Source organism: Bradyrhizobium sp. HKCCYLRH3097, assembly GCF_051167875.1.
Lineage (GTDB): Bacteria > Pseudomonadota > Alphaproteobacteria > Rhizobiales > Xanthobacteraceae > Bradyrhizobium.
Map to the genome: position 1 here is coordinate 417,692 of NZ_JBNPTX010000006.1, position 24,188 is coordinate 441,879.

Annotated in this window: 21 protein-coding genes and 3 tRNA genes; 16 read left to right on the forward strand and 8 right to left on the reverse strand. The window is 65.5% G+C overall.

Annotated features, from left to right (window positions below; genetic code table 11):
- Positions 1-131 precede the first annotated feature (131 nt).
- The 10 genes from ACQR0U_RS17880 to lepB all read left to right on the forward strand — a co-directional run bounded on the left by ACQR0U_RS17880 (position 132) and on the right by lepB (position 8,587).
- A complete protein-coding gene (locus ACQR0U_RS17880) occupies positions 132-1,307 on the forward strand; it encodes a DUF2778 domain-containing protein (protein WP_315749391.1) in 1,176 nt (391 codons plus the stop codon).
- A gap of 1,399 nt (positions 1,308-2,706) precedes the next feature.
- Entirely contained in the window at positions 2,707-2,883 is a 177-nt protein-coding gene (locus ACQR0U_RS17885; RefSeq protein WP_315749393.1) for a hypothetical protein, read from the forward strand.
- Position 2,884: 1 nt separating this feature from the next.
- Positions 2,885-2,959: transfer RNA gene (locus ACQR0U_RS17890), tRNA-Asp, on the forward strand.
- A 39-nt stretch (positions 2,960-2,998) separates the two neighbouring features.
- On the forward strand, positions 2,999-3,535 hold the full coding sequence (locus ACQR0U_RS17895; RefSeq protein ID WP_315749395.1) for an HNH endonuclease: 537 nt from the start codon (positions 2,999-3,001) through the stop codon (positions 3,533-3,535).
- Between the two features lie 300 nt (positions 3,536-3,835).
- Positions 3,836-3,908 (forward strand) — tRNA-Phe (locus ACQR0U_RS17900).
- A 2-nt stretch (positions 3,909-3,910) separates the two neighbouring features.
- Positions 3,911-3,976 (forward strand) — tRNA-His (locus ACQR0U_RS17905).
- Positions 3,977-4,330: 354 nt separating this feature from the next.
- The gene (locus ACQR0U_RS17910; RefSeq protein ID WP_315749397.1) at positions 4,331-5,482 is read left to right on the forward strand and encodes a slipin family protein; all 1,152 of its coding nucleotides are present in this window, start codon (positions 4,331-4,333) and stop codon (positions 5,480-5,482) included.
- Positions 5,483-5,693: 211 nt separating this feature from the next.
- A complete protein-coding gene (locus tag ACQR0U_RS17915) occupies positions 5,694-5,981 on the forward strand; it encodes a GIY-YIG nuclease family protein (RefSeq protein ID WP_315714979.1) in 288 nt (95 codons plus the stop codon).
- A 321-nt stretch (positions 5,982-6,302) separates the two neighbouring features.
- Positions 6,303-7,646 carry an RtcB family protein gene (locus ACQR0U_RS17920; protein WP_315749400.1) on the forward strand — a complete coding sequence of 448 codons (1,344 nt, stop codon included), beginning with the start codon at positions 6,303-6,305 and terminating at the stop codon, positions 7,644-7,646.
- A gap of 158 nt (positions 7,647-7,804) precedes the next feature.
- Positions 7,805-8,587 (forward strand): signal peptidase I, encoded by a 783-nt coding sequence (gene lepB / locus ACQR0U_RS17925; RefSeq protein ID WP_316202219.1) that lies wholly within the window; start codon positions 7,805-7,807, stop codon positions 8,585-8,587.
- A 251-nt stretch (positions 8,588-8,838) separates the two neighbouring features.
- Here lepB and groL read toward each other — a convergent pair whose 3' ends face one another.
- Positions 8,839-10,479, reverse strand: coding sequence for a chaperonin GroEL (gene groL, locus ACQR0U_RS17930; RefSeq protein WP_315714737.1), 1,641 nt, complete (start codon positions 10,477-10,479; stop codon positions 8,839-8,841).
- Between the two features lie 87 nt (positions 10,480-10,566).
- A complete protein-coding gene (groES, locus tag ACQR0U_RS17935) occupies positions 10,567-10,881 on the reverse strand; it encodes a co-chaperone GroES (protein ID WP_315714736.1) in 315 nt (104 codons plus the stop codon).
- A gap of 379 nt (positions 10,882-11,260) precedes the next feature.
- Here groES and ACQR0U_RS17940 point away from each other — a divergent pair, with 379 nt between their 5' ends.
- From ACQR0U_RS17940 to ACQR0U_RS17950, 3 genes are all read left to right on the forward strand, one after another.
- Complete coding sequence (locus ACQR0U_RS17940; RefSeq protein ID WP_315714735.1) at positions 11,261-11,545, forward strand: usg protein; 285 nt, start codon at positions 11,261-11,263, stop codon at positions 11,543-11,545.
- Between the two features lie 202 nt (positions 11,546-11,747).
- On the forward strand, positions 11,748-12,353 hold the full coding sequence (locus tag ACQR0U_RS17945) for a cupin (RefSeq protein WP_315749404.1): 606 nt from the start codon (positions 11,748-11,750) through the stop codon (positions 12,351-12,353).
- Positions 12,354-12,574: 221 nt separating this feature from the next.
- Entirely contained in the window at positions 12,575-14,596 is a 2,022-nt protein-coding gene (locus ACQR0U_RS17950) for an acyltransferase family protein (protein ID WP_434841519.1), read from the forward strand.
- On the opposite strand, the gene ACQR0U_RS17955 is transcribed toward ACQR0U_RS17950, so the two are convergent.
- Complete coding sequence (locus ACQR0U_RS17955) at positions 14,534-15,784, reverse strand: NupC/NupG family nucleoside CNT transporter (RefSeq protein WP_316202217.1); 1,251 nt, start codon at positions 15,782-15,784, stop codon at positions 14,534-14,536. The genes ACQR0U_RS17950 and ACQR0U_RS17955 overlap by 63 nt on opposite strands.
- Before the next feature lie 117 nt (positions 15,785-15,901).
- Between ACQR0U_RS17955 and ACQR0U_RS17960 the strand changes: the two genes are divergently transcribed.
- On the forward strand, positions 15,902-17,128 hold the full coding sequence (locus ACQR0U_RS17960) for an MFS transporter (RefSeq protein WP_316202216.1): 1,227 nt from the start codon (positions 15,902-15,904) through the stop codon (positions 17,126-17,128).
- A gap of 210 nt (positions 17,129-17,338) precedes the next feature.
- Here the strand turns inward: ACQR0U_RS17960 and ACQR0U_RS17965 are convergent, their stop codons facing one another.
- The 5 genes from ACQR0U_RS17965 to ACQR0U_RS17985 all read right to left on the reverse strand — a co-directional run bounded on the left by ACQR0U_RS17965 (position 17,339) and on the right by ACQR0U_RS17985 (position 22,594).
- Entirely contained in the window at positions 17,339-18,094 is a 756-nt protein-coding gene (locus ACQR0U_RS17965; protein ID WP_315714730.1) for an SDR family oxidoreductase, read from the reverse strand.
- A 34-nt stretch (positions 18,095-18,128) separates the two neighbouring features.
- Positions 18,129-18,887: a peptidase gene (locus ACQR0U_RS17970; protein ID WP_315714729.1), complete on the reverse strand. Its 759-nt coding sequence runs from the start codon at positions 18,885-18,887 to the stop codon at positions 18,129-18,131.
- 234 nt (positions 18,888-19,121) lie between these two features.
- Positions 19,122-19,970 carry a transglutaminase family protein gene (locus ACQR0U_RS17975; RefSeq protein ID WP_315826251.1) on the reverse strand — a complete coding sequence of 283 codons (849 nt, stop codon included), beginning with the start codon at positions 19,968-19,970 and terminating at the stop codon, positions 19,122-19,124.
- A gap of 171 nt (positions 19,971-20,141) precedes the next feature.
- Positions 20,142-21,086 carry an alpha-E domain-containing protein gene (locus ACQR0U_RS17980; protein WP_315714727.1) on the reverse strand — a complete coding sequence of 315 codons (945 nt, stop codon included), beginning with the start codon at positions 21,084-21,086 and terminating at the stop codon, positions 20,142-20,144.
- Between the two features lie 89 nt (positions 21,087-21,175).
- The gene (locus ACQR0U_RS17985; RefSeq protein ID WP_315749414.1) at positions 21,176-22,594 is read right to left on the reverse strand and encodes a circularly permuted type 2 ATP-grasp protein; all 1,419 of its coding nucleotides are present in this window, start codon (positions 22,592-22,594) and stop codon (positions 21,176-21,178) included.
- A 229-nt stretch (positions 22,595-22,823) separates the two neighbouring features.
- Here ACQR0U_RS17985 and ACQR0U_RS17990 point away from each other — a divergent pair, with 229 nt between their 5' ends.
- Entirely contained in the window at positions 22,824-23,561 is a 738-nt protein-coding gene (locus ACQR0U_RS17990; protein WP_315714725.1) for a competence/damage-inducible protein A, read from the forward strand.
- A gap of 38 nt (positions 23,562-23,599) precedes the next feature.
- Positions 23,600-24,121 (forward strand): xanthine phosphoribosyltransferase, encoded by a 522-nt coding sequence (gene gpt, locus ACQR0U_RS17995; protein ID WP_315714724.1) that lies wholly within the window; start codon positions 23,600-23,602, stop codon positions 24,119-24,121.
- Positions 24,122-24,188 lie beyond the last annotated feature (67 nt).

Below are 24,188 nucleotides of genomic sequence, written 5' to 3' on the forward strand. Positions count from 1 at the left end.
AATCCGCCAAAACTTAATCAGCATTTAACTAAAAGTCGCCTTAATGAAGCTCTGTGCTTCTGCGAGATGCAAAGCGGGTGTCCGTGGCGCATCGAGCGAGAGTTGTCGAGTATTCGTTCGGGCGTGAGTGAATGAGTAACAGTCGAGCTGCGTTGGCCGCACGAAATCGCAGGAAGTCCTCCCTGATCGCGTTCTCTCACAAATTGATCGGTGGCGCGGCAATCGCATGCCTGATCGGGGGCTGCGCCGTAACGGTCTATACCAAGATCATCGCGGCCGACGCCTATCCGACCCTGGGCAGCATCGAGCAGGATGAGCCCGTCGTGCGCCCGGCGCCGCGGCTCGCGACGCGCAGCGCCGCCGATGCGGTGGGTGAGGCCTTCTCGGCATTCCCGGAATCTCCGCCCGTCACCACGGCCGCCGCCATCACGCCGCAGATGTTCAACGACCGCTTCGGCGCGGCCGTGCCGCAGGGCGTCGCCTCCAACGCCGCGAACGGCGCGCCGCCGCTGCCCAAGCTCGCCGAAGCCGCGCCCAAGCAGATCGAGACCAGGCAGATCGAGACCAAGTCGGCCGAGGCCAAGCCGGCCGAGCCTGCGAAGGTCGCCGAGGCGTCGAAGAAGGATGCCCGGCCGCCAATGCAGCTGGCGCTCGCCAACACCAGGCCGGCCGCGCAGCCCGCGACGCCGGCGCAGGCTGCCGAGGCCAATGCGCCGAAGAGCAGCGGCTTCTCGCTGCGCGCGATGACCGAGCGTGCCAAGGCGGCGGTGCTGTCGATCGCGGGTGAGCGCCACTCGATCCAGGAAAAGCTCTGGGGCAAGCCGGAGAACCAGGATGGCGGGCTCCTGGCCTATGCCTCGGCTGATTCCAACATCACTGCCAGCATCGCCAAGGATCCGACCCGCGGCGGCCGGCCGCCGTACGATTTGAGCACGGCCGTGTACGACATCTCGGCCAAGGCGGTGTATCTGCCCGACGGCACCAAGCTCGAGGCGCATTCCGGCCTCGGCGACAACCTCGACAAGCCGAGCTCGGAGAAGATCAAGATGCGCGGCGTCACCCCGCCGCACATCTACGAGCTGAAGCCGCGCGAGGCGCTGTTCCATGGCGTGCCGGCGCTGCGGCTCAACCCGATCGGCGGCGAGGACGCCATCCACGGTCGCAACGGCCTGCTGGCGCACACCTTCATGCTCGGCCCGAACGGCGACTCCAACGGCTGCGTCTCGTTCCGCGACTACTATGCGTTCCTCGATGCCTACAAGAACAAGGGTATCCGCAAGCTCGCCGTGCTCGCCCGCATCGAGTGAGCCGGACGGGAGGCGTTGAGGTGGGATCTGCATGGTCGCCCTCACACACTCAGCAGTAGTTCCGAACTGTAGGGCGTGCAAAGGTGCGCCGTGATTCCCGTCGCACGAGTGCTATATCGCTAACTACTACGCTGCGCGATACAGCGTCCTCTCCCCTTGTGGGAGAGGGCGCATTCACTTGCAGCGCTCGTCCGATCTCCCAATCTCCAAGAGCACGCACTTTTAGAGCTACAAGATCGAGAATCCGCCGGCTGCCGTGCAGTCACGAGCGCACGATTTCTGATGCGGCTTCGGGATCGGCGTCGCTCCGGGCGACCGCTTCATGCGATCGTACGGAAAGAAGGGAAAACGGATACACAGCTCGAACACTCCTGGACACGACATCGCATTCTCGCGGCGAACGACGCCCGAGGCTTGCCAGCGACGTCGCCCTCGAAAATCAGGAGAGGGCGCGGGGAATGCCGGGTGAGGGCCTCACCCATGGCCCGCCTGCAACAAAGAAAGCAGGCGGCAGTCACCACAGGTTCAGCCGCATCATCCGGCATTCCCCGCGCGATGGACCTACGGCTTATACGTGGTCTCCCTGGTGCGCCGGGCTTTCTGGCCACCATCGGTCGGAGCATTCGTCTCCCTCGACCTTGACACCAGCATCGGGGTGTCAGGACATCACGACTTCGCCGTGCGCGCCGGATCGTTCGTCCGCATGATCAGATCACGCTGCAACCCGACGCGCCCACCGCATCCCGCCCTCCACGTTCATGACGATCGCGAAGCGCCCCTCTCATGAGGGCGGGACCGGCATAGAATGCATGATTTCCGATTTTTGGAAACAAGAAAATGCGGGGCACAGGAGGCGAGCGGGGCGATCTGATTGACCCGGCTCAACAAATCAGCCTTCGCGCGCGCGCGTCTTCGATCGTTCGAGCGGGCGACAGTGCTCTTGTCGTGCGCGAAAATGCGCAACTGATTTGCCCGACGAGCAGTCCGGCTGTTGCAGATCCGTCGCATTGCGGAAGCCGGCAACGTCATCGCTTCACGCTTTGGTCTTGACGGTTTCGGAAAATTCTGCGCATAGCTCTGCCCCATCGCAATCGGCCGCCGATCATCACCGGCGCGCTCTTGAGGACTACGACCGTGTTGAGCCTACGCTCACATCTCGCGAACGCCGCCACCAACGAACGACCCTTTAATCGGTCGAGCGATTGGTCGGGTCTGCGCGTCGCCTGTCAGGGTCCAAGCGATCTCGTGAAAATCCTGGCCCGACCGGGGCTCCAGATTTCAGCAAGAGCATAACAGCGGCGGGACTGCACCCTCCGCGCACCAAGCGGAGGGTTGGATGACCCGGACGTCAGGCGAAGATCCCGAGACTTGCGACATTGCGCGCGCACTGGATTCACCGGTGGCAGCAGCTTTCGTGCGCATCGTCATGACGTGCCGAGGCGTGACCGAGGCGCGCGCGCGGCAGCTCTATCTCGACTACCTCAATCGCACCGATCCGGACGCGTTTCATCCGCACGCGGTGGACGGCGGGCGCGATGGCCGGCGAGCGTCGAGCGGTGCGCCGGGTAGACCATGAGGCCCATGTCCCCATCTGGCGAAGGGACCGGACCGTCGATCCGGGAAGGCGGGTTCGATTCCCGCCATGGGCGCCAGAACGACCAGGCGGTTGAAGCGAAGAGAGGAGGTCGACGATGTCAGCAACAAATCCGGCGCTGGTTCTCAACGCCGACTTCCAGCCGCTGAGCTACTTCCCGCTGTCAGTGGTCAGCTGGGAGGATGCGATCAGGGCAGTCGTCAGCGGCTCTCACGTCGTCGTCGCGGAATACGACCGGGTCGTTCGTAGCCCGAGCGTCACCATGCGGCTGCCGGCGGTGATCGCGCTGCGCAACTACGTCAGGCCCGCGATGCGCGTGCCTTTCACGCGGTTCAACGTGTTCCTGCGCGATCGCTTCGAATGTCAGTATTGCGGCGGCCGCTATCTGCACGGCGAGTTGACGTTCGACCACGTGGTACCGCGGGCCGATGGCGGCGAGACGTCGTGGACCAACATCGTCGCCGCTTGCAGTCCATGCAACGCGCGCAAGGACCGGCGCTATCTCAAGCCGCGACGGCCGCCCTTCGAGCCGACGCGGCACGAGCTGATGGCCGCGCAGCGCCTGTTTCCGCCGAGATTCCTGCACGAGACGTGGCAGGATTATCTCTATTGGGACGTGGAGCTGGAGCGGTGAGGAGAGGTGGCCCAGATGAGCGTGCGCCGAGGTCCAACGGGCCTCGGCGTAAGCGACATCCGGGCTACGAAATTGCGTCGCCCGCATTTGCATGCGAGCGACGTCGTTATGAGTAGATCGATATGTAGACGATTAGTTACGGAATGAGATCGTTCGAAAATAATCGATGTCTACGTCTTGCGCGTGCCGTTGATTGTGTGTAGTAGCACGGTCCTTCGTGATGACTTTGGTTCGGGCTCGCTGAAATCCCGACTGGCGCGGCCGGTGTCCGGTCCCGTGTTCCGTCGTCGCAAAGAACAAGGAGTCTGTAGCTCATGGAGAGCGTCGGGTTGAAGGCCCGAAGGCATCGGTTCGATTCCGATCGACACCACCAAAGGATAGCTCAGTTAGGTAGAGCAGATGACTGTGAATCATCGGGTCGCGGGTTCGACTCCCGCTCCAGCGCTTCGGTTTAGCCTGAAAAGCTAATCGCCTCTGACGAGGACCGGACGCGCGCTTCAGTCGCGGTCCGGCCGTTTTGCCCAAGAAGAAAGTTCTAGGGCATTTCGACCAGATCAAGACACTGCAGAACCGGCTCTGTGCCGCGGTGGATACCGCGTCTGAAGATGCCGGGAAGGCTGCGCAAGGACGCTCGGGCTGATAGCTCGTGTGACCGCGCGCGTGCGCCCGGCATCGTCAGATGCTCAAGCCTCGGTCCGCTCGGTTCACGCAGGAAGCGTCGTCCGGTCCTCACGTCCTTTGATCAATGAATCGCGTTTCGGCCGATGGGCCGGACGCAAGCTGTGGGAGTGTGTTGTGACTTGGCATCTGGTGACGAAGACCGTGACGGTGGAGGATGGCGAGCGGGCGCTGGTGTGGCGTGACGGCCAGCTCGTGCGCGTGCTCGGTCCTGGCCGTCATGCGCTGCTCGATCCGCTGCACCGGCTGATGGTGCAAGTGTACGACGTGGTCAGGGCCGAATACCCGGCCGAGCGCTACGCGGTGCTGAAGGCCGCGCGGCCCGATCTCGCCGCCGAACTCTTCGAGGCCGTGGAGACCGGCGCGAACGAGATCGCGATCGTCAGCCTCGACGGCCGGCCGACGCATCTGCTCACGCCGTGGCAGACACGTGTCTACTGGAAGGTGGCGACGCAGGTCGAGGTCGAGCGCATCGACATCGCAAGCGACGTGCGTGTGAGCGCGCGGCATCTGGCGATGATCGAGCGTAACCGGCCGAGCGTTGTGACCGAGGTCGTGGTCGAGAACCACGAGGCCGGTCTGCTCCATGTCGACGGCAAGCTGACGGAGCGGCTGGCGCCGGGCCGGCACGCCTTCTGGGCGGTCGGCCGCAAGATCGAGGTCAAGCGCCTGGATATGCGGCCCACAGTGCTGGAGATCACCGCGCAGGAGATGCTGACCAAGGATCGCATCGCGCTGCGGGTGACGCTCACGGCGTTCCGGCGGATTGCCGACGCGGAGGCGGCTGTCGCGACCACGCCCGATGTGGATGCGTGGCTGTACCGGCTGGTGCAGTTCGCGATCCGCGAGGCGGTGGCGTCACGCACGCTCGACGAGGTGCTGGCCGCCAAGGCCTCGCTCGATGCCGAGCTGCGCGACTACGTGCGCGCGCGGCTCGGCGGCTCGGGCGTGGAGGTGACGGAGCTCGGCGTGAAGGACGTGATCCTGCCCGGCGAGATCCGCGAGCTCGTCAACAAGGTGGTGGAGGCGGAGCGGCTGGCCAAGGCCAACCTGATCCGTCGCCAGGAGGAGACCGCGGCGACGCGCTCGCTCCTGAACACTGCCAGGCTGATGGAGGAGAACCCGCTGCTGCTGCGGCTCAAGGAGCTGGAGTCGCTGGAGCGCCTAGTCGAGAAGGTCGGCCGCATCGACCTGCATGCCGGCGACGGCGCCGGCCTCGATGCGCTGCTGACGCGGCTGGTCCGGCTGAAGGCGCCGGAGACGGCGTGATCGAAGAGAGGCCGCCCAAGGGCGGCCTCTCGCTTGGAAGTGAGAGGGCGTAGGACAGAATTGAAATTGCAGCTCAGTTTCGTGAGTATGGATTCCGAGCTCTCGCTGCGAGCCCCGGAATGACGGGAGGAGAGATCACACCTCTCTCCACGCGTCATTCCGGGGCAGCCGCGTAGCGGCTGAGCCCGGAATCCATAACCACGGCTCTCGGATGGCATACTACGTCTATCTACTGGCGAGCAAAAAACACGGGACGCTCTATCTGGGCATCACGAATGATCTCATTCGACGCGTCTACGAACACCGAACCAAGGCGGCTCCGGGCTTCACCTCGCGCTATGACATCGGCAAGCTCGTCTGGTTCGAGATCTACGACAACGCGATCACGGCCATCGCGCGCGAGAAGGAGCTGAAGAAGTGGCGGCGCGACTGGAAAATCAGGCTGATCGAGGAGAACAACCCGAATTGGGACGATCTGTATCCGGGGATTTGTGGTTGAGACGGTGCCTCACACTGACCGTCGGGAGTATGGATTCCGGGCTCGCGCCGTCTGCGCAAATGGCTTTGCCATTTGCTTGCCGACGCGCCCCGGAATGACGCATCGAGAGATCACGCGCTCTTTCCTCCGCCATTCTCGGCCAGCACAGTGTCGGGGGTATAGATCATCGACGGATGCCATATGCTTGGCCGGCGATGAGCGCAACATCTTGGTGTCACGAACTACGCACGCACAGGCGCCACTGATCGCGCTACGAGCGGCGAATGAACGCAGCTGCCGCTGGATGTTACAAACTGACCTGATTGGAATGTGAGACGAGCCATGATCGACGGAAACACCCTGATCGCCTGGGGCTTCAAGCCCGGTCGCTGGTTCAAGGAGGGACTGGCGACGGCCAATGCGATGCGGGCCGATGGCGCCGATGATGACGCGATCTTCGCCGCGCTGCAGGAACTGCAGCCGGCGGAGACGCTGATGCGCACCAACGGCGTGCCGTTCGCGATGCTGATCGAGGCCGACAACGAGCTGGAGCGCGCCAATGTCGCGGCGGTGACCCAGCACATGGATGCGTTGATGCGGGTGCCGACCATCGTAGCCGGCGCCGTGATGCCGGACGCCTGTCCGTCGGGAACGGCGCTCGGCACCATCCCGGTCGGCGGCGTGGTCGCCTGTGAGGACGCGATCCATCCGGGCTTCCATTCCTCCGACATTTGCTGCTCGGTGGCGGTGACGGTGTTCGCGCGCAAGGACGATCCCAAGCGCATTCTCGATGCGGTTCACGCCGTGACCCATTTCGGTCCCGGCGGACGCGACCGGCTGCATCAGCCGCCCGACGAGGTGATGGCAGGGTTCGAGGCCAATCCCTTCCTGAAGGGGCTCGAGCGCTTCGCGATCGGCCACTTCGCCACGCAGGGCGACGGCAACCACTTCGCCTATGTCGGCCATCTCAGGTCGACCGGGCAGGCGGCGCTGGTGACGCATCACGGCTCGCGCGGCTTCGGCGCACAGCTCTACAAGCGCGGCATGGCGGTGGCGAAGCGGCACACCGCGATCCATGCGCCGAAGGTCCCGGAGCACAGCGCCTGGATCAAGGCGTCGAGCGACGACGGCCGCGCCTATTGGGAGGCGTTGCAGGTCGCGCGGCTGTGGACCAGGGCCAATCACCACGCGATTCACGATCTCGCTGCGGCGAAGCTCGGCAACGCCGTCGCCGACCGGTTCTGGAACGAGCACAACTTCGTCTTCCAGAAGAGCGACGGCCTGTTCTACCACGGCAAGGGGGCGACGCCGAACTGGTCCGGCTTCTCGGCTGACGATGACGGACGCACGATCGTGCCGCTCAACATGGCCGAGCCGGTGCTGATCCTGAAGCATCGCGACAACAAGGATGCGCTCGGCTTCGCGCCGCACGGCGCTGGCCGCAATCTCGGTCGGAAGGCGTTTTTGCGCGCGCATCGCCCGGAGATGCCCGAGGGCATCGATGCGCGGTTCTATTGCGGCAAGCCTGATTTGTCGGAGCTGCCGCAGGCCTACAAGAACGCGGCGTCGGTACGGGCGCAGATCGCACGCTACGGCCTCGGCGAGGTGACCGACGAGGTGATCCCTTACGGCTCGATCATGGCCGGTGACTGGGAAGCCGACGCGCCGTGGCGGAAGGGGCGGTGAAGACTCCAAATCGGTGAGGTCGCCCACGGGCGGCCTCCTGTTGACGGGGCGGCAGGCGCCGGAGGTGATCAGCGGCCGCGTGGCCGCCGGTTCATTTGGCGATTGCGCATGGCCGGGCCTTCCATCATCCTCAGGCTGTGAAGAAGGGGGGAGACGCGATGACGAGCCTGGATGCGGGTGCAATCGGGCCGAAGCGCGAGCCGTGGTGGGCGATCGCGGGGATCTTCATCGCGGGCTTTGCGCTGCTGTGCCTGCTGCTGGCCTCACCGGTACTGATCCGCTCCTTCCTGTATCAGCCGTTCAACATCCCTTCATCCTCGAACATTCCAACGCTTCGCGTCGGCGATGTCTTCTTCGTGTCGAAATATCCCTACGGCTACAGCCGCTTCACTTGGCCGTTGTCATGGCCTTCCTCGTTGCCGCCGTCGGCGCGCATCTGGGGCGCGACACCTGCGCGCGGTGATGTGGTCGCGTTCTTCCTGCCGAAAGACAATGCGACCGTCTACATCAAGCGCGTCGTCGGACTGCCCGGCGATCGCGTCCAGATGAAGGATGGAGTGCTCTACATCAACGATACGGCCGTCGAGCGCGAGCGGGTCGAGGATCTGACCGGAGAGGCTGCCTGCGGCGGCGATGCCAACGAGCGCGTCAAGCGTTGGCGCGAGACGTTGCCGAACGGGGCAAGCTACGAGACGCTGGATTGCCTGGACCACGGCTTCTTCGACAATACCAACGTCTTCGTCGTGCCGCCCGGGCGGCTGTTCATGCTCGGCGACAACCGCGACAACTCGACCGACAGCCGTGTGCTTGGCACCATCGGCTATGTGCCGATCGAGAATGTCATCGGCCGCGCCGCGATGATCTTCTTCTCGGCCACCAGCGCCGAGAAAGGCAAGCCGGGCCGGATCCGTTTCGAGCGGATCGGGACGATGGTGAAGTAGGGCGGCGCGGAGCCCGTAGCCCGCATGAGCGAAGCGACATGCGGGATCACCTGGTCGGTTCGTGACACCCCGGATGTCGCTCCCGCCTGCGCCCTTCGGGATGCGGCGTGCGCTCATCTGAACTACGCATTGAATGCATCGGGGGCATGAGCCCGAAACCGAGGCTGGCGATGTGACAATTCCAGCACAAACGAAAACCCCGGCATCGCTGCCGGGGTTTTGCAATTGTCGTCTGCGACGAAGCGTCGGACTTAGAAGTCCATGCCGCCCATGCCGCCGCCCGGAGGCATCGCGGGGCCGCCGGCGTTCTTCTTCGGCAGCTCGGCGACCATGGCTTCGGTCGTGATCAGCAGCGCGGCCACGGAGGCGGCGTTCTGGATCGCGGCGCGAACCACCTTGGTCGGGTCGATGATGCCCTTGGAGACCAGGTTGCCGTACTCGCCGGTCTGGCTGTCGAAGCCATAGGCGTACTGGTCCTTCTCCAGGATCTTGCCGACGATGACCGAGCCGTCCTCGCCCGCGTTGATCGCGATCTGGCGGGCCGGAGCGGAGAGCGCCTTGCGGACGATCTCGATGCCGGTCTTCTGGTCGTCGTTCTTGGTGCGCAGGCCCTTGAGCTGCTCGGACGCCCGGAGCAGGGCGACGCCGCCGCCCGGCAGGATGCCTTCCTCGACAGCCGCGCGGGTCGCATGCATCGCGTCATCCACGCGATCCTTGCGCTCCTTGACCTCGACCTCGGTCGCGCCGCCGACGCGGATCACCGCGACGCCGCCCGCGAGCTTGGCCAGACGCTCCTGCAGCTTTTCACGGTCGTAGTCCGAGGTGGTCTCCTCGATCTGCGCCTTGATCTGCTGAACGCGCGCCTCGATGTCGGCCTTCTTGCCGGCGCCGTTGACGATCGTGGTGTTCTCCTTGTCGATCATCACCTTCTTGGCGCGGCCGAGCATCGAGAGGTTGACGTTCTCGAGCTTGATGCCGAGATCTTCCGAGATCGCCTGGCCGCCGGTCAGGATCGCGATGTCCTGCAGCATGGCCTTGCGGCGATCGCCGAAGCCCGGAGCCTTGACGGCCGCGACCTTCAGGCCGCCACGCAGGCGGTTGACGACGAGCGTAGCCAGCGCCTCGCCCTCGACGTCCTCGGCGACGATCACCAGCGGCTTGCCGGTCTGCACCACGGCCTCGAGCAGCGGCAGCAGCTCGTTCAGCGACGACAGCTTCTTCTCGTTGATCAGGATGTAGGCGTCATCCATCTCGACGCGCATCTTGTCGGCGTTGGTGACGAAGTAGGGCGAGATGTAGCCGCGGTCGAACTGCATGCCCTCGACGACGTCGAGCTCGGTCTCGAGCGACTTGGCTTCCTCGACGGTGATGACACCCTCGTTGCCGACCTTCTTCATGGCGTCGGCGAGGAACTTGCCGATCTCGGCGTCGCCGTTGGCGGAGATGGTGCCGACCTGGGCGATCTCGTCGTTCGACGTGACCTTCTTGGAGTTCTTGACGAGGTCGGCAACGACCGCCTCGACCGCGAGGTCGATGCCGCGCTTCAGATCCATCGGGTTCATGCCGGCGGCAACCGCCTTGGCGCCTTCACGCACGATGGCCTGGGCCAGCACGGTCGCGGTGGTGGTGCCGTCGCCGGCCGCATCAGCGGACTTCGAGGCGACCTCGCGCACCATCTGCGCGCCCATGTTCTCGAACTTGTCGTCGAGCTCGATCTCCTTGGCGACGGTGACGCCGTCCTTGGTGATGCGCGGCGCGCCGAACGACTTGTCGAGGACGACGTTGCGGCCCTTCGGACCGAGCGTGACCTTGACGGCATTGGCGAGGATGTCCACGCCGCGCAGCATGCGGTCGCGAGCGTCGACGCCGAACTTTACGTCTTTTGCTGACATATTGGGTTTCCCTGAGTTGAATTGGTCGTCTCACCCTGGGCAGGGCGCCCGCAGGCGCTCCTCAGGGTGAGCGTTGAGCGGGTTGGCTTAGGCGGCCTTCTTCTTCGACGCGGTGTCGGTGAGCACGCCCATGATGTCGCTTTCCTTCATGATCAGCAGCTCGTGGCCGTCGATCTTGACCTCGGTGCCCGACCACTTGCCGAACAGCACGCGATCACCGACCTGGACGTCGAGCGGGACCAGCTTGCCGCTCTCGTCGCGGGCGCCCGGGCCCACCGCGATCACTTCGCCCTGCGAGGGCTTTTCCTTGGCCGAGTCGGGGATGATGATGCCGCCAGCGGTCTTCTCTTCGGCGTCGATGCGCTTGACCACGACGCGGTCGTGAAGCGGACGGAAAGCCATACAGTCCTCCTAAGCTATTGAGGCGATTGTCAGTTTCTGGAAATTTGGCAGTCGGCGCCGGCGAGTGCCAGCACGCAGGCTGGATTTAGGGGAGAGCATTCAGCCGGGCAAGGGCTTGTAGCAGAAAAATTAGCAGTCAACTGCGGGCTCTGCCAAAGCGTTCCGATAGCGTTAACGGGAGCGGAACGGACCGTGAAACCCCGTATTAGCACCTGGGCTAAGTGGCTGCTAATGCAGCATTTTTCAACATGTCGTTAAACATTTAAGCTTGAGATGGGTTGAGGACATGCGTCACATTTCTAGGCAGTGAGCGCATCTTTGCCGGGTGGCTCCATCCCGGATGGCCACACGGACATGCGCTCCAGAAACGGAGGTTGGCATGGTGTCGAAGGTTGAGGTTTCCGAGGACTTTCGGAAACAGGTGCTGGGTTACGGGCTGACGACGGCGCAGATCCTGTATCGGATGCCGGACCATCGCTCGCTGCTGCAGACCTATGTCTGGCAGAACTACGACCTGTTTCCGAAATTCCCGGCGCTGCAGGACTTCCTGGCGTTCTGGCAGGAGAAGATCGAGGGTCCGCTGTATTCGGTCACGGTGGCGCATTCCAAGCTGATCAAGCCGGCCGAGCTGCGCGCCGTCGACGGCGTCTTCCGGCTGCATTGAGGCTGACAGCCACCGCTGCCGCCTCATGAGATTCCGGGGCGCGCGAAGCGCGAGCCCGGAATCCATCGGGCGGCAGAACGCGCGGAGGAATGGATTCCGGGCTCGTGCTTCGCACGCCCTGGAATGACGACCTTTGTTGGAGCGGCTGCTGGGACTCTCCATATGTGCTACCCTCGCGACGAGGATACGCAGGGAGAGCACCATGGCCACCAAGAGCCGGACGACCAAGCCCGCATCACGCGCCGCCGCCAAGTCAGCGGCGCTGAAGACCGGCAAGAGCAGTAAGGCGACGGCGAAGGCCGTTACGAGAACTAGCGCCAAGCCGCTGGCGAAGACGCCCGCCAAGCCGGGCCGGGCGGCTGCGCCCTCGGCGCGCAAGGCGCTGGCGAGCAAGGGGCGACCAGCGCCGGCGCCGCGCCGCCGCAAACAGAAGGTCGCGATCAGCCATCACCGCGAGGAGGACTTCAAGGCCGACGGCCTGCGCGCCTATGCCCATTACCGCGACCTCGGCATCGCCGACGCGACGCACGGTTTGGCGCGCGCGCATGTCATCCGCATGCTGCCGCCGTGCAATCCGCAGGAAGTCTCCAAGCTGCACACCCATGCGGTCGACTTCCAGATGGTCTATGTGCTCAAGGGCTGGGTGAAGAGCTACCTCGAAGGCGTCGGCGAGACGCTGATGCAGGAGGGCAGCTGCTGGACCCAGCCGCCGAAGATCCGGCACATGATCCTCGACTATTCCGACGACGTCGAGCTGCTGGAAGTGATCCTGCCGGCCGACTTCAAAACCGTCGAACTGTCGACGTAAAGCCGACAGAAATGGATGGAAACATTTGCGTGCGATGGACGGCGGTCCCATCGCGCGTGTGTGTTGACATCCGGTCTCGCGTCACTGGGACGGATGGGCCGGCGACGAATCCGTAAGAGGTGTTCGCCGCGGGCTTGCGTAAAGGCGTACCCGTCCCGTTGCCGCGCTTCGTCGTCCAGTTCGCTCCCACGATCCCGCGCGCGCCTCGCACGCGCGCATCGATGCAGCCCCGCTTCGCCAGCGCGGGCGCCGGCTCGGCTTCGGGTGTAGGACATCGCGAGGACATCGACTGGCTGCGCGCCATCGCGGTGCTCTCCGTCGTCGCATTCCATTTCGAGGCGCCGGCGATCTTCGGCGGCTTCGTCGGCGTCGACATCTTCTTCGTCATCTCCGGCTACCTGATCACCGGCATCATCGCCGCGGAGATCGCGGCGGGCCGCTTCTCGTTCGTGCAATTCTACGAGCGGAGGGTGCGGCGGCTGCTGCCGGCGCTCTACGCCATGGTGGCGTTCGCGGCGCTCCCGGCGTCGCAGGACATGCTGGGCTCCGAGCGCGCCGAATTCTTCCGTTCCGCGGCCGCCGTCGTCACCTTCACTTCGAACATCTTCTTCTGGCAGCAGTCGGGCTATTTCGACCACGCCGCGGTGGAGAAGCCGCTGCTGCACGCCTGGTCGCTCGCGGTCGAGGAGCAGTTCTATCTGGTGCTGCCGATCGTGGTCTGGGCCGTGTTGCTGCTAGCGCGCGGCCGCAGGCTGGCGCTGACTTTCACGCTGGCGCTGCTGGCTGCCGGCTCGTTCGCGCTCGGTTTGCTGCTGATGCGAGGCGGCGCGTCCGCGAGCGCATTCTTCCTCAGCCCGCCGCGCGCCTGGGAATTCCTGCTCGGCAGCCTGGTCGCGATATCCGGCCTTCCCGCACCGCGGCCTGGTCTCGCCCGGCGCGGCGCCCGCGCGCTGTCGCTGCTGCTGATGGCGGTGCCGATTCTGGCGCTGCGCCCCGGACCGGGTTTCCCCGGCGTCGACGCGCTGGCGCCATGCCTCGGCGCCGCGCTGTTCCTGTGGAGCGGCGCCCGCGTGGCCAACGTGCCGCGTAGCCCGCTATCGCCGCTCGGCGTGGCGGCGTTCTTCGGCCGCATTTCCTATTCGCTGTATCTGTGGCACTGGCCGTTGTTCGCCTTCGCGCGCTTCGCCAAGCCCGGCCTCGCGCTCGACGGCTGGGAGCGGGCGGCCCTGTTCGTCCTGACGGTCGCGGTCGCCACGCTGTCGTGGCGCTTCATCGAGCAACCGTTCCGCAACCGCCGGCTCGCGGCGACTCCGCGCGCCGCGTTCGGTCTCGCGGCGGTGGCGAGCCTGCTGCTGCTGGCCGGCAGCGGCGTCGGCCTGCTGCGCGCCGGCGCCGTGTCGGACGCCGACCGCGCGGCGCAGCGGCTGGACGCCTACAACGCCTACGACATGAAGCCGGTCTATCGCTACGGCACCTGCTTCACGACGCCGGACGGGCGCGTGCCCGAGGATTGTCTCCGTCCAGTGCCAGGCAAGACCAATTTGCTGCTGTGGGGCGACAGCTTTGCGGCGCACTACTACCACGGCCTCAAGGCCGAGCTCGATCCGGACACCGTCAACATCATGCAGGCGAGCCAGCCCACCTGCATGCCGACCTTCAGCGCGGAGACGCAGGGCGTGGCCGCCTGCCGCGCGCTGGCGGCCCAGATGCGCGACTACTTCGCGGCACACCGGCCCGATCTGGTGGTGATGTCAGCAGATTGGCTCGAAGATGCCCGATCGCCGCGCTTTGCCGGAATGGTGCGCGACCTCAGGTCGACCCTGTCTCGGCTCAATGATGCCGGCATTCCGGTGGTGCTGCTCGGCCCCTCCGTGCAATTCCGGGCGCGGCTGCCGTCGATGCTGGCGCGCGCCACCTTGCGCGGCGCGACTCCGGATCCCGTGGCTTTCGTCCGCTCGGACATCTTCGCGCTGGATGCGGCCATGCAGGCGGCGCTGCCGAGTGGCGAAGGCCTGTCCTACATCTCGATCCTGTCGGCGGTCTGCGAGAACAGCCGCTGTCCGCTCACGGTCGGCGACGTCCCGCTGTCGTTCGATCATGCGCATCTCACGGCGGAGGGCTCCCAGCTCGTGATGGCGAGGATCGTGCCGCAACTGCTGCCGATGACGACCGAGCTCAGCTCACGTCAGCAGGCCGACGATCGCACCCATCAGGCAGGTGGTGAGGGTGCCGGAGACGATTGATTTCAGGCCGAGCGCGTTGATCTCGTCGCGCCGGGTCGGCGCCATGGTGCCGAGGCCGCCGATCATGATGCCGAGGCTGGCGAAGTTGGCGAAGCCGCACATCGCGTACAGCATGATCAGCCGCGCGCGCGGATCGAGCGCGCCTGCATCGAGCTTGGCCAGCTCGACATAGGCGATCAGCTCGTTCAGCACCGTCTTGGTGCCCATCAGGCCGCCGGCGGTGACGGCCTCCGACCACGGCAGGCCCATCAGCCAGCACACCGGCGCCATCACGAGGCCGAGCAGCCGCTGCAGCGAGATGTCGGCGCCGCCGATGGCGGGCAAGAGCGACAGGATCGCGTTGGCGAGATGCACCAGCGCGACCAGCACCAGCAGCAGCGCCACGATGTTCATCAAGAGTTCGAGCCCGGCGCTGGTACCCTTGACGATCGCGTCCATGGTCGAGGTGGCCTGAGTCCCAGGATCGCCGAGCGCGCCGCCGGTGAGCTGCTTCGACGTCTCCGGCACCATGATCAGGCTGACCAAGATCGACGCCGGCGCGCCGAGCACCGAGGCGATGACGAAATGCGCGGCGGCATCCGGGATCAGTGGCGCCAGCAGCGTGGCGTAGAGCACCAGCACGGTGCCGGCGATGCCGGCCATGCCGCCGGTCATGACGAGAAACAATTCGCTTCGCGTCATCTGCGCCAGATACGGCCGGATGAACAGCGGCGCTTCGACCATGCCGAGGAAGACATTAGCGGCGGTCGACAGGCCGACCGCGCCGCCGACGCCGAGGGTGCGCTCCAGCAGCCAGGCCATGCCGCGCACCAAGGGCGGCAGCACGCGCCAGTAGAACAACAGCGTCGTGAGCACGCTCATGACCAGCACGATCGGCAGCGCCTGGAAGGCGAGCACGAAATCGGCACCGGGCGCCTTCAGCTCGAAGGGCAGGGCGCCGCCGCCGACATAGCCGAAGACGAAGGAGGTGCCGGCCCGGGAGGCCGACGAGATGGCGCCCACGACGTCGTTGATGGCGCCGAACGCGCGGGCGACGGCGGGCACCTTGAGCAGGACGATGGCCGTCACGAGCGTCACCACCAGCCCGAGCCCGGCCTGCTTCAACGACACCGCGCGCCGGTTTTCACCGAGCGCCCATGCGATCGCGAGCAGTGCGATTATCCCGAACGCCGATTGCAGCTGAAGCATCAGATCCCCCGAACCCCGTTTCATTATGGGCGCAGGGAACTGCCGCGTGCAATGCCGCGCGGCCATGCGGGGCCCGCGATTGACAAGCAGTGAGGGCTGCGTCACGCAGGCGCCATCATGTCGTCCACCGTCCCGATCGGCGCGCGCGATCTCTTGAAGCAAAGCGCGTTCCTGTTCTTCCTGTCGTCCCGCAGCCTGTCGCGCTTTGCGAGCCAGATCGCGGCGGTGGCGATCGGCTGGCAGATCTACGACCTGACCGGGCGCGCCTTCGATCTCGGCATGGTCGGGCTGATCCAGTTCCTGCCAACGGCACTGCTGGTGTTCGTCGCCGGCAGCGCCGCCGACCGATTCCAGCGCAAGCGCGTCGTGCAGCTCTGTCAGCTCGTCGAGGCGCTGACGGCGCTCTATCTGTGCTGGGGCGCTTACGCCGGTCAGCTCGGCGAATTCCAGCTGTTCGCGGCCGTCTTCGTGCTCGGCATTGCCGGCGCCTTCGAAAGCCCGGCCACGGCGGCGCTGCTGCCGCTGATCGCGCCGTCCGGGACCTTGCAGCGGGCCAGCGCGCTGTCCAGCGGTGCAGCGCAGCTCGCGACCATCGCGGGGCCTGCGATCGGCGGCTTCGCCTATGCGGTCGCGCCCGGTGTGCCCTACGGCATCATGATGCTGTTCTGGATCGGAGGCATGGCCCTGACCGGCCTGATGCAGGTGCCTGATGACGTGCCGGCCGAGCGGCTCGAGGGCAGCAAGGACGATCTGTTCGCCGGCGTCCGCTTCATCCGCGCCAATCCGGCGATCCTCGGCACCATCTCGCTCGATCTGTTCGCGGTGTTGCTCGGCGGCGTCACTGCGCTGCTGCCGATCTACGCGCGCGATATTCTCGACACCGGGCCGTTCGGGCTCGGCGTGCTGCGCGCCGCGCCCGCGGTCGGCGCGCTGGCGATGACGGCGGTGCTGGCGCGCTACACCATTCGGCGGCGCGTCGGCCTGCGCATGTTCCAGGCGGTCATCGTGTTCGGTGCGGCGACGGTCGTGTTCGCCGTCTCGCATGTGATGTGGATCTCGGTCGCTGCGCTCGCCGTTCTCGGCGCCGCCGACACCGTCAGCGTCGTGATCCGCTTTTCTCTCGTTCAGCTCGCCACGCCCAACGAGATGCGCGGTCGCGTCGGCGCGGTGAACTTCCTGTTCATCAACGCCTCCAACCAGCTCGGCCAGTTCGAGAGCGGCGTCACCGCCGCGCTGCTAGGGGCCATGCCCGCCGCCATCCTCGGCGGCGTCGGCACCATCGCGATCGCGCTGGCGTGGATGACGCTGTTTCCCGAGCTGCGGAAGGTGGAGCGGTTGGAGTAGGGCGAGCCGGCCGCGCTCTCTCCGTCATTCCGGGGCATCGCGCAGCGATGAGCCCGGAATCCACCACCATGAGACGTCGTGTGACGAAGATAAATGCCACATCCATCTCGCGCCACACCACCGCGTGTGGCTATGGATTCCGGGCTCGCGCTGCGCGATGCCCCGGAATGACGAGTGGAGAGAGCAGGGAGCGGGATCTGAAAGAAGTGATCACCCCCGTCCGACGAACGGCATCTTTGTCGCCATCACCGTGATGAACAGGACGTTGGCGTCGAGCGGCAGGCTGGCCATGTAGGCGACGGCGTCGCCGACCGCCTTCACGTCCATGCGCGGCTCCGGCATCATGCGGCCGTCGGGCTGCAGCACGCCGCCGACCATGCGCTCGGTCATCGGCGTCTCGGCGTTGCCGATGTCGATCTGGCCGACCGCGATGTCATAGGCGCGGCCGTCGAGGTTCGACGCTTTCGTCAGACCCGTGATCGCGTGCTTCGTCGAGGTGTAGGGCGAGGAGAACGGCCGCGGCGCGTGCGCCGAGATCGAGCCGTTGTTGATGATGCGGCCGCCGCGCGGCGATTGATCCTTCATGATGCGGAAGGCGTGCTGCGTGCACAGGAACGGCGCAGTGAGGTTGGTCGCCACCACCGACTGCCATTGCTGCAGGGTGAGGTCCTCGAATGGCACCGGTGGCGCGCCCATGCCGGCATTGTTGAACAGCACGTCGAGCCGGCCGTAGGTCGACTTCACGGTGTCGAACAGCGCCGCGATCGAGGCGGGGTCCATCATATCGGCGGAGACGGGGAGGCTCATGCCGGCTGGGCCGAGCTTGGCGGTCTCCTCCAGCATCTCCTTGCGGCGACCGGCCAGCACCACGGTGAAGCCGGAGTTCATCAACGCGAGCGATGCGGCGCGGCCGACCCCCGTGCCTGCGCCTGTCACCAGCGCGATCTTCTTTGCCGCTTCAGCCATGTTTCCTCACCTTCAGTTCAAGTGTTTTGCAGTTTCAGTGTTTTGACTCGCTCTGAGTCTTATAGGGCGGCCTTGGAATGTTGTTATGCGCAGCGCGCAGGGCCGCCGACCAGCGCGAGCGGAGATCGTGGAAATAGGGCTCGCCGGCCTCGATGCGATGATTGAGGTCGGCCTCGCAGGCCTCCGCGCGCACGACCAGCACGTCGATCGGCAGGCCGACGCCGAGATTGGAGCGCATCGTCGAGTCCATCGAGATCAGGCCCGTCTTCAGCGCCTCGTAGAGCTCGACGTCGTAATGCATGGCGCGGTCGAGCACCGGCTTGCCGTATTTGTGCTCGCCGATCTGCAGATAGGGCGTGTCGGTGGTGCATTCGATGAAGTTGCCGGCGGTGTAGACCATGAACAGCCGCATCCGCGAGCCCTTGATCTGGCCGCCGAACAGGAACGAGACGTCGAACGAGATGTCCTCGGCCTTCAGGGCCGGCCCTTCGGTGGCGTGCACCATGCGGATCGCCTTGCCGATACGCTGCGCCGCCTGGAACATGGTCGGCGCGTTCATCAGCGTCTCCACCTCGCCGGTGTCGGGGTCTTCCATCCCTTCAGTCAAGGTCGATAGGACGGACTGGCTGATGGCGAGATTGCCGGCGCTGGCGACCGCCACGATGCGCTCGCCCGGATTGGAGAAGATGTGCAGCTTGCGGAAGGTCGAGACGTTGTCGAGACCGGCATTGGTTCGGGTGTCCGCGATCATGACGAGGCCGTCACGCACCAGAATTCCGCAGCAATAGGTCATCTCAGTCCCCTCGAGCCATTGCGCGAATTACTAGCGAAAATCGGCCTCCCGTCCACCCCCGCCAATGTCGAAGCCGGAATGAGCGGTCGCTCCACAAAAGGTCGTCATTCCGGGGCGGAGCGAAGCGACGAGCCCGGAATCCATCCCTCCGTGCATTCTGCCGCCCGATGGATTCCGGGCACGCGCTTCGCGCGCCCCGGAACGACACCATGGCTGGAGCGCGCGTTCCAGAATTCAGGACTGCCGCTGCGACTGGGATTGCGACGGACCGCCGCGGCCGACCTGCTCGACCTTCACTTTCACGGTGAGCGTCTCGGTGCCGCCGCCATAGCGTGTGCCGCGCACCGGCGCCGCACCGAGATAATCGAGCCCGATCGCGACCCGGACATGAGCGTCGGTGGTGCAGATGCAGTTGGCGGCATCGAAACCGACCCAGCCGAGATCCGGTACATAGGCTTCCGCCCAGGCATGGCCGGCCTCCTGGTGCACTGCACCATCGGAACGCAGGAAGTGGCCGGATACGAAACGCGCGGGAATGCCGGCGGCGCGCGCGCAGGCGATGAAGATATGCGCATAGTCCTGGCAGACGCCGCGCTTCAGCACGAAGGCTTCCGCTGCCGAGGTGCCGCTGTGGGTCGGATCCTCGTCGAAGGTCATGTGCTCGTAGACCTGCATCATCAGCGTGTGCAGGAGGCCGAGTACGTCGCTCTCCGACTCCGCGCGCAGATCGCGCACGACGGCGGCCATGGCCGCATTTGCGGCCGTGAGCGGCGTCTGCCGGAGGAAGAAGCTGGGCGGGAAGCGTTCGTCCGCTCCCTTCAGCACGCCGCCGGTGTCGTGGGTCTCGACCAGTCCTTCGGCGGTGATCGTGAGGTCCTCGAGCGCGCCATGCGTGATCACGTGGGTGATGTTGCCGAATGCGTCCTCGTGCATGTCGAGGCGGGAATCGGTCGACACGTCGATCTGCCACTCCGCCACATATTGGCCGTCATTGCTGCCGGGCGTCATGCGGATGATCTGGATCGCGCCGGTCGCCGCCGGCTCGTAGCGGTAGGTGGTGGAATGGGAGATACGCAGGCGCATGGCGGTCGACCAGTCTTCGTCAGATGTACTGTCCGCGGTAGCTCGTTTCACCTCTCCCTGAAAGGGGGAAGGAGGATCCCTCGGGCGGAGGGTAGGGGCCGGGTGCCGGACGTGGTCTCGCAGTCACAGTCCGACGGCCGCCCATCGCCGTATTCGCCGCGCTCCAGGCGCTCAGATCAGATACTGCTTGGTGATGATCTCTCCGAGCCGTGAATTGTCGGCGATGAACTCCTGGATGAACTCGTGCACGCCGCGCTGGAAAATGTCGTCCATGTTGGAGTGGTCGAGCCGGTTGCGGACGCCGCGGGCATGGCGCTGCGCGGCCCCCTGGCGGCCATAGGCGACGCCGATCTGGTCGAGATTGCGGACGAGGTTGCCGTAGCAGCTTGCCAGCGAGCGCGGCAGCGTGTCGTTGAGGATCAGCAGGTCCGCGATCAGCCAGGGCTTCAGCGTCTCGCGATAGACCCAGTGATAGGCCGTGAGCGCCGAGACCGAACGCAGGATCGAGGTCCACTGATAATAGTCCAGCGGGCCGCCGACATGCTCCTCCTCGGGCAGTAACACGTGATATTTGACGTCGAGGATGCGGGCGGTGTTGTCGGCGCGCTCCAGATGCAGCCCGAGCCGCGAGAACCAGTAGGCGTCGTTGCGCAGCATGGTCCGGTAGGCCGAGCCGTCGAAGCGCAGCGAGGTTTCCTGCACGAAGCGCAGGAAGCGCGCCAGCTCCTCGCGCGTCTTGGTGCCCTTGCTCCAGACCTCCTGGAGCTCGATCCAGGAGCCGTTGAGGGTGTCCCACATCTCCGACGTCAGCGCCGTCCGCACCGAGCGGGCGTTGAGGCGGGCGGCCTCGATGCAGTTCTTGATCGAGGACGGGTTCGACTGGTTGAACGAGAGATATTCGACGACGTTCTGCTCGTTGGCCTCGGAGTAATGCTCGTAGAAGCTGACGTTGACGCCGGCGGTCATCAGCGCCGATTCCCACTCATTGGTCTTGCCGATATAGGCCGCGGGAAGCGCCGTGACGCGCAGGGTGGCGTCGATGGTGCGGGCGAGGTACTCGGCGCGCTCGACGTAGCGGGCCAGCCAGTACAGATTTTCGGCGGTGCGCGACAGCATGGGCAATCTATGAGGTGCGATGTGAACCCGCCCCGGCGAGGGGGAAGGCATGCACGGGAACGAAGCGCGTGAAGCGAGGGCGGCGAGGCTTACTCATCCAGCACCCATGTGTCCTTGGTGCCGCCGCCCTGGCTGGAATTCACCACCAGCGAGCCTTCCTTCAGCGCCACGCGGGTGAGGCCGCCGGGCACGATGGTGGTGCGGTCGCGGCCGGTCAGCACGAACGGGCGCAAATCGACATGGCGCGGTGCCAGCCCTGACGTGACGCAGGTCGGGCAGGTCGACAGCGCCAGCGTCGGCTGCGCGATGAAGCCCTCCGGCTCGCGCTTCAGCTTGTCGCGGAACGCCTCGATGGTCGCCTTGGTGGCGGCCGGGCCGATCAGCATGCCGTAGCCGCCGGAGCCGTGCACCTCCTTGACGACGAGCTCGCCGAGATGGTCGAGCACGTAGGACAGATCCTGCGGCTCACGGCAGCGCCAGGTCTGCACGTTCTTCAGGATCGGCTCCTCGCCGAGATAGAACTTCACGACATCGGGCATGTAGGAGTAGATCGCCTTGTCGTCGGCGATGCCGGTGCCGACCGCGTTGGCGAGCGTCACGTTGCCGGCAACATAGGCCGACATCAGGCCGGGCACGCCGAGCGCCGAGTCCGGGCGGAAGGTGAGGGGGTCGAGGAAGTCGTCGTCGACGCGGCGGTAGATCACGTCGACCCGCTTCAGCCCCTCGGTAGTGCGCATGAACACCTCGTCGTTCTTGACGATGAGGTCGCGGCCCTCGACCAGCTCGATGCCGAGCTTGTCGGCCAGGAACGAGTGCTCGTAATAGGCGGAGTTGTAGATGCCCGGCGTCATCAGCGCTACCGTCGGCTCGGCCGAGGCGCTGAGCGGCGCCACCGAGCGCAACGCCGACAGCAATTCGTCCGGATAGCGCTCGACCGGCGCGACGCGGTGGCGCGCGAACAGGTCCGGAAACAGCCGCATCATGATCTCGCGGTTTTCCAGCATGTAGGACACGCCCGACGGCGTGCGCGCGTTGTCCTCGAGCACGATGAAGTCGTTGGCGTCGACGCGGACGATGTCGATGCCGGCGATATGGACGTAGACGTCGTGCGGCACGTCCTGGCCGTTCATCTCCGGGCGGAACACCGGGTTCTGGAAGATCAAGTCATCCGGGATGACGTTGGCGCGGAGGATGTCCCGGCCATGATAGATGTCGCGCAGGAACATGTTCAGCGCCTTGACGCGCTGCTTCAGTCCCTTCTCCAGCAGGGTCCATTCCTTGCCCGAGAGGATGCGCGGGATGACGTCGAACGGGATCAGCCGCTCCTGCGCCTCCGCCTCGCCGTAGACCGCGAAGGTGATGCCGATTCGCCGGAACAACAGCTCCGCTTCGTGGCGGCGATACTCTAGCGCCTCCGGCGGCGTTTCCTTCAGCCACCGCGACAGCTCCTGATACGCCTGACGGACCTCGCCGCCCGGCCCGTTCATTTCGTCGAACGCAACTGCCATAGATGCCCGTGTGTCCCAGCCTCGCCATACACTGCATGACTCCTCGGGATGGTAGCAAGGGGCGGGCCAGCGCGATATGCATTCTCCTGCGGCATTTCGTGGGGGGGTGCGAAGGCCGTGCCCGAAAAACCGGCTGCGTGGTGCTCAAATCCGCGGCATAGACTGCGACGTTCCGGATGACATTGGCGCCGTGGCGGGCCAAAAGAGACGACAGATGCGAGGAGAAACCATGAGCGAGATCGTCACCGCGGGGTTGCTGGTCATCGGCGACGAGATCCTGTCCGGCCGCACCAAGGACAAGAACATCGGCTTCATCGCCGAATACCTCACCAATCTCGGCATCGACCTCAAGGAGGTCCGGGTGGTCTCCGACGACGAGCCGGACATCATCGCGGCGCTCGATGCGCTGCGGCATCGCTACACCTATGTGTTCACCACCGGCGGCATCGGTCCGACCCATGACGACATCACCGCGGATGCGATCGCCAAGGCGTTCGGCGTCGGCATCGACCACCATCCCGAGGTGGTGGCGCGCTTCCGCGAGCGCTGGAGCGAGCAGGAGCTCAACGAGGCGCGGCTGCGCATGGCGCGCATCCCCGACGGCGCCGAGCTGATCCAGAGCGCCACCATCCTGGCGCCCGGCTTCAAGCTCGGCAACGTCATCGTCATGGCCGGCGTGCCGTCGATCATGCAGGCGATGATGGACATCGTCGCGCCGAAGCTGAAATCGGGCGTGCGCATGCTGTCGGAGACCGTGCGCGCCAATGCCCGCGAGGGCGATATCGGCGGCCCCCTGCGCGAGATCGCCAAGGCGCACCCCGAGACCATCATCGGCAGCTATCCCTTCATCGACGAGGACCAGAAGCCGAACACGCATCTGGTGGTGCGCTCGCGCGACCAGGACAAGCTGTCGGCCGCGATGGCGGCCGTGAAGGAGATGCTCGCCGGGCTGAATGTGACGCGCTAAAGCAGGTGCAGCTTTCGAGAACTCACGGACGAGATGAGATGCCAGACAAGACTTTGAGTGCAGAGGAGCGCGCAGGCCGGGCCTTCCCGGTGTCCTGGGACCAGTTTCATCGCGATTGCCGGGCGCTGACCTGGCGGCTGAACGAGATCGGGCCGTTTCATGCCGTCGTGGCCATCACCCGCGGCGGACTGGTGCCGGCGGCGATCGTGGCGCGCGAGCTTGGCGTGCGCGTCATCGATACGATCTGCATCGCGAGCTATGACCACACCAAGCAGGGCGAGCTGCAGGTCCTGAAGGGCATCTCGGCCGACACGGCGCAACTCGGCGGCGGCACCGGCAAGGGGCTCCTGATCGTCGATGATCTCGTCGATACCGGCAAGACCGGACGCATGGTCCGCGAGATCCTCCCCGACGCCCATTTCGCCACCGTCTACGCCAAGCCGAAGGGCCGGCCGCTGGTCGACACCTTCATCACCGAGGTGTCGCAGGACACCTGGATCTTCTTCCCCTGGGACACCGCGCTGTCGTTCGCGCCGCCGCTGCGCGACGGGGCGGCGTAAGCCCGGAGAGTGGCGAATAGGGAGTAGCGAATAGGGAATTCGGGTGGGCGAGGCGTTCGCTATTCGC